At 64.3% G+C, this 7227-nt stretch carries 2 protein-coding genes; both read right to left on the bottom strand.

The window, feature by feature from the left end:
* Positions 1 to 85: 85 nt before the first annotated feature.
* Positions 86 to 424, bottom strand: a complete 339-nt coding sequence (locus ACFXBC_RS15040) for a hypothetical protein (protein ID WP_385023548.1) — start codon at positions 422 to 424, stop codon at positions 86 to 88.
* Positions 414 to 7193: a polymorphic toxin-type HINT domain-containing protein gene (locus tag ACFXBC_RS15035; protein WP_385023546.1), complete on the bottom strand. Its 6780-nt coding sequence runs from the start codon at positions 7191 to 7193 to the stop codon at positions 414 to 416. The genes ACFXBC_RS15040 and ACFXBC_RS15035 overlap by 11 nt, the downstream gene beginning before the upstream one ends.
* Positions 7194 to 7227 lie beyond the last annotated feature (34 nt).

The raw sequence follows: 7227 nt of genomic DNA, 5'->3' as shown, positions 1-7227 counted from the left end.
CCCCGAAAACCCCCGCCCGCCCCCCTCCCCCCAACCCCGCCCCCCGGGGCATCCCGTTTCGCTCCGCAGGAGCCTCTAGGGTGATTTATTCGTCATTCAGGAGTTGCAAAACTCCTTCAGGTCCACCTGAATCGATAATCCCCTTGAAGGAATCCAGCATCGCTGCCAGACCGCCCTCCGGAATGATCACGAGGTCGGAACACTGGAAGTACGCACCGCTGGCGCATTCTCCAGTCTCCTTCCATCGGTTCATCACTTGTTCGATAGCCCGTAGCGTCATGAACGTGGCGCTCCATCGCGTCCCATCGGGGAGGCTGATTTCTGCGTCAACGTTCTCAACGGTTTCTTTGCTGTCCTCCGCACCCAACATGAAGAGGGCGCTGAACTGTTGGTTCTCTACGCGGTAGAGAGAGTCACTGACCATAGAGCTGGTTCAGCCTCGCAATCACCTTGGACTCGTTTGCCTTATCGGATTTCCCAACGACCTGAATCCCCCCGTCAACGTTCCGGAAGAACAGGCGACCGCCGTTCCGCCCTCGCGCGTAGGTGACATCCGTTCCAGACAATGCCTTGCTCCCGAGACCCGGATTCATATTTCCGCGTGACAGCTGCTGGAACAGGCTATCCAGGTCGGCCTGAACCTTCTGGTTCTTCCCCGCCTGCTGTGCAGCCTTCGCCAGAGACGAGTCCCCGCCAATCGCGGAAGACATCGTGGTGCAGCCGCCGGAATTATGAACGAGGATCGGAGTGGTCCCCGCCAGCACATAGTACGTGTGGATCTCATCCACAGTCAGGTTGTACGTCCGAGCGTGCTTCGTGAAGGCCTTGTTCGCCGTGACGATGACGGTGGAGCCATCATCGCTCCGTAGCGTCATACCGGGAGCAAGGTCTCCAGCCTCCACCCATGCTCGCTCCGACGGAGACCAGAACGGGTGCTCATCCGTGGCCGTGATCGAGTCGATTCCGTCTTTGGTCGCGACGGATATCTTGTTGAAGAATTTGTCGCCGTTGGTTCTGATCAGACGTGTCACCTTGCGGGAGCGGCTCTTCCCGGTGGCGGGGTCGGTCGCCCGGACCTTGTCGCCCACCTTTACGTCCTCGATGTCCTTGGTCGAGCCGTCGGCCATGAGGACGTCAGTGCCGGCGAGGAAGCATTTGCAGTGTTCTGCGACCTTCGCCGCTTTGCTCAGCTTCTCCAGCTTGGCCAGCTTCGCGGCCTTACCGATGGGCAGGTCCGCAAGCAACCAGCCACATTCCGGGGTCACTTCACTGGCGCACTTGGCGGCCAGCTTGGTATCGACAACCAGAAAATCGAACGTGTCCCGCAAGATTTTCAGATACCGGTTCTTACCTTCGGGCAGTACCCCATAGAAGATGCCTGCGTCATTGACCGTGGTGTACCGCTTGGCCACGACTTTTCCGTTTACGTAATGGCGTTGAGTGACAACCGTGCTCCCGTCGCCCCGGGAGTGCATCCCTGTGGTGGAAAGATGCTGGGACCACACTCCGGAGTCGTTGACCGTGAAGTGTTCCCTTGTGCCGTCCGAGCAGATTCCGGCGGGTCCACATGCACCAATGGGTCTGCGCCCATCCGGATCGCTCTTCGTAACCGGGTTGTTGTTGCCGTAGGCGTAGCCGTTCATCTGCTGCGGGTCGGTCAGATCCATGACCGGGTCGACGGAGAGGAAACGACCGGTGGCGGGGTCGTATTCGCGAGCGCCGAGGTGCTGGAGACCGGTGGTCTCCGTGTCGTCGGTGCCTCCGACGAAACCCTTCGTCCCCGGCCAGTCCTTGGGCGCGGTACCGCGCGCACCGCCGAAGGGAGTGGTGCGGCGTTGCTGGATGGCAAGGTTCGCAGCGTCGACGGCGAGCTGGCCGGTCCCCTGGTGGTCCGGGATGGTGTAGGAGAAAGTGCGGTCGTCGTTCTGGACGGCCGTGTTGCCGCCGCCGAGGTCGGTGTAGCGAGTGGCTTTGGGTTTGTCGGCGCCCTTGGCGAGGGTGACTTCGGTCCCACCCAGGTACAGAGTGGCTTCGGTGGGCGTGCGCGCGATGAGCCGGTTGCCGTCCGGATCGTACAGATACTGGGTGGTTCTGCCGCCCTCGGTCACGGATGCGAGATGGCCCTCGGAGTCCCACGTCAGGGTCTGGCCAGGACGGGATTTGGTGTTACCGGCCTGGTCATAGGTGTACTTGTCCGTGGCGGTGCCGGCGGGGCCCGAAGTGGTCACGGAGCCGAGGCTGTGGGCCTGCGACGTACCTGCGGGCGGATAGGTGTAGTCGCGCTTGGTGTCCTTGCCCGTCCGGTGAGCCGGGTCGTGGTCGGTCTCGGCGGTGCGGTTACCGGTCAGGTCGTAGCTGTAGCTCTGCCAGTAAGGGGCAGCTCCTCCGATCGCGGCTGTGCCGGGGGTGTCGGTGCAGGCAGTTGTGGCCTGGGTCCAGGCGTCCGTGAGACGGCCCAGATAGTCATAGCCGTAACACTGGTTGTCGGTGCCGGTGCGGGAGGTGTCTGCAATGGAGGTGACGTTGCCGACGTCGTCGTAGTGGTACACCGCGCTGCGGTCGATCCCCGGTTGCTCCATCCGGGAGACCACGGAGGAAGCGAGACGACGAGTCCCCCATTCGTAGCCGTTCTTGATCTCGGTGGACCGGGCACTTCCGACCAGGCCAAGAGTCACTGTGTCGGCCAGTCCGATATGCGTGTAGGTGGTCTTGCCGGACATCCCGTCAGTGGTGACGCCCGTCTGCCACAGCGTGGTGTCGTCGTAGCTGTAGACAGTTGTTCCTCCCGGCAGGGCCCCCACCGGGGAGGAGGATGTGCCGCCCACCAGGCCTGAGGTTTTGTAGCTCGTGCCGGACTGATAGGTGCCGGCCAGTTTCCCTTCCGCCGCCGGGATGACGACCGCGGTTCTGTACGGGCGGCTGAGTGAGTCGTAGGCCGTCACCTTCGAGGTGTACGGCCGTCCGTTGTCGTAACGGATCGATTCAGCCGGGAGCCCCTTCCCGCCCGGCACCGTGTCGTACGTCCACTTCGCCCGCAGCGTGCCGTCGGGGGCTCCCTCATGCAGTTCGGTCTTGCGGCCCTGATTGTCATAGGCGGTGTAGAGGAGTACGCCGCGGCTGTCCTTGATGTGTTCGACCTGGCCACGGTCGTCGTAGAACGTCTCGGTGGCGCCCTTGTCCGGGTCGACGGCCTTGGTCTGGCGGCCCATCTGGTCGTACGTGTATGTCCAGATGTTCTTCGCCGGGTCGGTGACCGAGGAAAGAGCCCCACGCAGATCGTAGGTGTAGCGGGTCGTGTCCACCGCGGCGCCGAGTGCGCGCTGATGCAGTGTCTGCAGTTGGGTCGTGCGGCCCCGGGCGTCGGTCACCGTGGTGGTCGCGGTGCCCCCCGCCGGGGGTATGACCGTGGTGCGGTCGCCCCCGTACACCGTTCTGGTGGTGTTGAGAACTGCTCCGCCGTCCCCGTTGCCCGCGATCTGCTTGCTCTCGACGGTTCGTCCGAGACCGTCGTATTCCGTGCGGGTCTGGGACTCCACCGAGAGGGCGTTGTCAGGCTGGAAGATCTTCTTGGAGGGAGCGCCCGTGGTGAAGTACGGGGCGAACGTCTTGCTACTGAGGCCTCGTTCGTCGTAGAAGACGTCGCTGACGATGCTGCCGCCGTCCGGACCTGGTTCCTGGGTCTGCCGTTCGCGCAGCAGGCCGTCGTAAAGGGTGTAGGACGGAGGCGTCTGTCCGTCGCTATTGTTGACCTTGCGTGTACCCACGACTGTGGGCTGACCGTCTGCGATTTGGTATGTGAACTGATAGCTCGGGACCCTGGTCGTGGAGCGGTCCGGCTCCCACACATCGGTAGTGCGCCCCAAGGCGTCGTACCGCGTCTGCGAGGTGTTGCCGTTGGGGTCCGTCTCCTTGACCACCTGGCCTCTGGCCGGATCAAGTTCCTGAACGGTCGTGAGGCTTGTGGTGCTGTCACCGACCTTCGCAGGCGGAGTGGTGGTCCTGACCTCGGACGCCCGACCGGTTGCCGGACTGTAGGCGGTCGTGGTCACACGGCCGTCGCCGCGCGCAGTACGCACCGGGGCTGACGACCCGTCGACGATCACATTGGCGGCCAGGTCGTTGACCGTCAGCGGGCGGCCGTAGGAGTCGTAGGTGGTGTCCGCCTCCAGATACGTGGCCTTGACCCCGGTGTGGCTCTTCAGCGTGGCCGTCGCGGTGGCGTCGCCCTTGGTCGGTTCAGCGGCGTAGGCGGCACCGTCGTAGGCCGTACGGACGTCCGAGATGACGTCCTTGGCGCGGTCGGGTGTCTGTGTGCAGGCTTTCGCGACGGTTTCGACGCGATCGACGGCGCCGAGTATGTTCGCCGTCGCGTTGGTGGCATAGGTGGTACGGCTGCACTGATCGTCGGCTGCCGTAGCGGTGTCTCCGAGATCGTTCACCTCGGTCACCCGGCCGGCGACGGTGTCGTGTGCCGTCTCGGTCCTCGTGGTACGCCAGGTGGCCCCCACCCCGTCATCCAGGGATGTCCAGGTACGCGCCTCGGCGGTTCCGACGAAGTCAGCGGTGACTGTGCCCCAGTCACGGACCTTCTTTGCGGTTTCGTGCTGCCAGGGACGGCTCACGGACTTCGTGAGGATCTTGCCGCCCGGTTTGTCGTAGGTGGCTGATTTGTAGGAGAAGCCCGCGAGTGCCGCGTGGTCCGTGATCGCGTCGCCCTCGCCGGATCCCAGGGCAACGCTCACCGACTTGGTACCACCGCTCTTGTCCTTGCGGTCGCCATCCATGCCACGCAGGAAGTAGCTGTCCTTCTGCGACTTCATGGCACCGATGCCACCGCTCTGGACGCTGACCTGCCCGTAGCCACGCCACTGCGACCAGGTGCGGTACTTCTCCTTGGTCAGGCCGTCGTCGTCCGTGTAGTGCCAGGCGGCCGGGCCCTGGTAGGAGTACCGGGTGATCTGGTCGGGCGCGCCACCGGTGCGGTCCGACACCGTGACAGCTGTGGTTACGTACTTGTTGAACCACTGCACGTCCGTTGCGTCGCCTGTCTGGTCCTGGTCCAGGTACTGGGGGAAGCAGCGGGTGGTGTTGGTCTCGGGCTTGGGGAGGGCCTTCCAGTCGCACACGGCATCGGAGTAGTTGACGTCGGTGCGGCTGCCGGTCTCTCCGTCGATGCTCGTCAGCCGGTCCTTGATGAAGGGGGCGTAACCGTCGCCGGTCTTGTCGAGTCTGTTGGCCAGTTGCGCGTAGGCGAACGTGGTCTTCGGCAGAGTCACCTGGGGTGTGGCCGACAGACCCGTGTGCTGCACGCTCTCCAGGAGCAGCTGGTAGTCCGTGTCGGCCATGCCCCACCGGTGGCTGAACGCCCAGGAGTCGGTCTTGTCGAAGCCGCCGGCCGTATTGAGGACCTGTGTCGTGATTCCGGTCAGGCGCTTGCGGGTCCAGAACGTCGGCGAGTAGCGGCCCTTGTCGCACTTCGCTCCGGAGTCACAGTTGAGATCCCAGGGCGTGTCGTACCAATAGAACGCCTTGTCGTTGATCGTCGAAGCGGCACAGGTCACGCCGGACTCCGGCAGGCAGCGCTCGGCGCTGGTGAACAGCGCCTGGGCCAAGGGCTTGTCGGCGAATATGCGATTCGACTTCAGACCGTAGTCGATACGTGTCAGGTAACCACCCCGCGTGTAGCGGGTGTTGTCGTCGTCCTTCAGGTTGCGGCCGTAGGAGTTCGCCTCCTTCGCATAGTGGTAGGCCATGGCGTTGCCGTGGGTGTCCACGACATAGTCCAGGTTCCAGCGCCATGCCTGCTGGCACCAGGACGAGGCGAAGGTGTCCTGGTGACAGGGCTCATCCGCGTTGTTGCCGAATACGGGGACGTTGAAGGTCGAGTTGGTCTCTTCCTTGCCCGTGGCCCAGCCAGGGAGCCTGTTGTAACCGAAGTAGTAGCGGACGCCACTGGGGTCGGTCAGTCTCCAGTACTCGCCGTCGGCGTCCCCGTTGGCCCGTGCCGTCGAACGCAGGCGGGCGATACGGGTTCCGTCATCCTGCTTGAGTTTGAACTCGTCCTTGCCAACGGGTACGAGTTCCCCTCCCTTGCCGTTGAAGCTGAGGAAAGCGTTGTCGTACGACCAGCACAAGTCGCCTGGCTTGCTGCCGTCCGCGTTTTTCACCCCGTCGTCGGAACAGGGCTTGTAGCGACGCTCGATGGAACCGGTACCGAGCTCGAAACCGTCTCCGGCCCAGGCCCCCTGATTGTTGGTGTTGGTAGTGCGGCCGTCGATCGATCCGGAGGAGTAGGAGAGCTTGAGATCGGGCTGGAGGTCGCCGGGAGTGTCCGGGACGTCAAAGTCGTAGGACCAGTTGAAGTCACCCGAGTTCAGACTGGTGGACCAGGAGCCCGAATCCGACAGGGACGTGGCCTTGTAGTCCCCCTTGTCCCCCGCCGGGGCCGCGGCGGCGGCGAGTACCGTCGGACCACTGTGCCCCAGAGTCATCGCGGAGGCAGTGAGGGTGTGCGCCGTCGTGTCGTTCTCGGCCCCCAACGACACCGCTGTACGGCACGCCCGCTTGTCCGGACTCGTGAGAAGACATGCCGGATACCGTACGAGCCGAAGTCGGGACGAATAGGCGCCGCCGTAAGCACCGGAGAACGCGTCATAGTCCACCGAGACGGATACACGTGCCCCCTCTGCCGCCCCCTTCTCGGGCGCCAGTGTGAACAACAGCCCGTCGACACCTGCTTTGCGGGCCTGTCCCCGGCTGAGAACCCGAGCGGTTACCCGCCCCGGCGCCGCGGGCGCGGAGCTGCCCGCCCGCTTCTCCCCGAGTGGCTCATTCGCTCCGTGAAGGGGCGTGAGAGCGACGCTGACGGGACCATCAGTGCTGCCGGCGGCCGGCTTCGGGCCACCGTGCCCAGTCGCCGGAGTGAGGCTTTTCGTGGCTGTGCCGGGCCACGAGTGTCTCGGGGCCTCTGTGGGAGTTCTTGGCCCCTTCGTTACGGCGCGTGGTTCCGCAGCGCTGATCCTTCTGCCTTCGACGGGGCGGTCCGTGGACACTCTGGCCCTGGCCGTGTCCGCTGCGGCCACGTCTTCGGACAGGGTGGTGGCCTGCAGGAGTCCCGCAGCCAGGGTGCCGCACAGCACCAGGGATATCCGGTTCCTCGAAGCGCGGAAGAACCGGGGTGTTCGCTTTCTCATGGGAGGGTCTCTCAGTGCCGAGCGCACAGGTGGC

Origin of the sequence: Streptomyces sp. NPDC059398 (assembly GCF_042751845.1) — a bacterium.
Taxonomy (GTDB): domain Bacteria; phylum Actinomycetota; class Actinomycetes; order Streptomycetales; family Streptomycetaceae; genus Streptomyces.
Note: the sequence above shows the minus strand (reverse complement) of the source record. Positions and strands in the feature narration are given on the sequence as shown.